Source organism: Sulfuricaulis sp. (assembly GCF_049587675.1).
Taxonomy (GTDB): domain Bacteria; phylum Pseudomonadota; class Gammaproteobacteria; order Acidiferrobacterales; family Sulfurifustaceae; genus Sulfuricaulis.
The window spans coordinates 1-1,944 of sequence record NZ_JBAVEJ010000062.1 but is presented as its reverse complement, the minus strand read 5'-3'; the positions used below and the strand labels follow the sequence as shown (position 1 = coordinate 1,944).

Below are 1,944 nucleotides of genomic sequence, written 5' to 3'. Positions count from 1 at the left end.
CTCGCCGCGCAAAAAAACAGCCCGGTGTTCCGTGAAGCACCCTCCACCTATGACAATCTCATCCGACGCTATGCCGATGAGTACGGTGTAGAGTTTGCGCTCGTCAAGGCCATCATGCAGGCCGAATCGGCCTTCAATCCCTACGCGGTGTCGAACAAGGGCGCGCGGGGCCTGATGCAGATGATGCCGTCCACCGCCGGCCGGTATGGCGTGCAGGACATTTACAATCCGCGCGAGAATATCCGCGCCGCGGTGCAGCACCTGAAATATTTATTCGACATGTTCGACCACAGACCGGTGCTGGTCATCGCCGCCTACAACGCCGGCGAGAACGCGGTGAAACAATATCGCGGCATTCCTCCCTATGAGGAAACGGAAAGTTACGTCAAAAAGGTTCTGCAATACAAACATCAGTACACGCCTAACTACCGTATTATCAGCGTTGCCGCCAATCCCTCCGGCGGCTGATTTGCCAAGCTGCGCCATTCCTTGTAACCTGCCGGCGCATAGTCAATCCAGGTGCAACAGGATCATCCAGGCGATGGCCTGTCGACTGCATACCGCGTTGGCAGGGCAAGGACATGAGCGACGATCAAACCAACCCCCTCGAGAACAAGGAATTCCAGATTCTGAAAGTCATGAAGCTGGTGCTGACCGATGTCGTGAAGGACACCGCCACCCAGCCGGGCCTGAAGCACCCCTTGTCCGACCGGACCATCGAAGGCATACGCCAGTGCCTCAAGCTGGTTTCCGCGCGCGAGCGTGAACTGATCGAGGACGCCGGTAAAAGCATGGACATGCGCCCCCACTACGTGGATGAGCCGAAAAAGAATGTCGTCGTGCCGATCTCGAAAATCGACCGTAACATCAAGAAAGATCCGGACAAGAAGTAGACCGCCCTAATTGCCTTCCAGAAATATAGGCAGGGCGTGCTGAGCGGAAGCGAAGCGCACCAAATCGGCTGGCGGTGCGCAGGGCTTGCAGCCCGGGGTGCAACAAAACACGTTGCACCCGTTCGGCGGCGCCAATGTTCACTGGACATTGGCGAAAACTCCGCCTCACCCTACATTAATTAATACTAACTCCCCGAAATCCTTCGTTTCGAACGACCGCCTGCCGGTGCATCTGTGGTTTTGCGCAGCACCGCGTATTGCTGCAGCATGGGATCGACCACCGGTTCGAGCTTGCGGCGCAGCAGCGTTCCACTCGCGGTGGTGACGGCGATGATGGGCGTGACCAGCCGTTCACCGCTATGTGCCAGAGTAAGCATGGCGCCGATTTCCCCCCTTAACTCCGGTACGCCTTCCAGCAAGGCCTTGAGTTCATCGCCCGCGGAGGCCATCAGTGTTTCCGTGCATTGCAACGCCGCGTCGATTTCCCCGGCTGGCTCCGCGGAGTATCGCGCCGGTCTGAAGTAATTCCCGATGATGTCCATCAGCGCCGCGACGGTGTATTTGTCGACCGGGTGTTGCAACTGCGTTTCGGAGACGGCGAGAAAGGTCTGGCCTGGAGCATCGAGCAGTTTCGCCAGAAACGCGGCGAGCGTATTGCCGTGTTCGACGAGCGCGGCCAGCCGGTAGCGGTAACCGGCGTAGTCATCGCGTGCCGGCAGCGGCTGGGGCAGGTCGTCCGGCACGGCGTCGAGAAAGCCGATATGGTAGGCGTTGCGGTGCGTGCCGAGACGAAAGATGCGCTCGCGGGCTTCGCTGTCGATCAGCCCGGTCTGAAGAATCAGCCGGATGGTGGCGATGACCGTCAGCGGTTCGGTTTCAAACGGCAGGTACTCCACCAGATGGGCGGCGAGCTCCTGGCCCATCCTGCCTTTGACGATGACATCCTTTTCGAGCAGACGGCGCGCGATGTCGGCGGTCGGCATGGCCCACCAGGCGCGGCGCGCGAGATCGTCACTCAACCCGGCCGCGCCGGCGACGGCGACCACGGCCT

Annotated in this window: 3 protein-coding genes; 2 read left to right on the top strand and 1 reads right to left on the bottom strand. The window is 60.0% G+C overall.

The features are described from left to right. Both WB402_RS03295 and WB402_RS03290 read left to right on the top strand, forming a co-directional pair. The coding region (locus WB402_RS03295) for a lytic transglycosylase domain-containing protein (protein WP_424205491.1) at positions 1-468 on the top strand (468 nt) is incomplete at its 5' end. A gap of 113 nt (positions 469-581) precedes the next feature. Next, positions 582-893, top strand: a complete 312-nt coding sequence (locus WB402_RS03290) for a segregation and condensation protein A (protein WP_424205490.1) — start codon at positions 582-584, stop codon at positions 891-893. Positions 894-1,078: 185 nt separating this feature from the next. Here WB402_RS03290 and WB402_RS03285 read toward each other — a convergent pair. Beyond that, on the bottom strand, positions 1,079-1,944 hold an 866-nt coding region (locus tag WB402_RS03285; RefSeq protein WP_424205489.1), incomplete at its 5' end, for a sulfur reduction protein DsrS.

Bases quoted from the DNA above. Each gene is read 5' to 3' on its own strand.
- WB402_RS03290 (WP_424205490.1), top strand. From the start codon at position 582: ATGAGCGACGATCAAACCAACCCCCTCGAGAACAAGGAATTCCAGATT.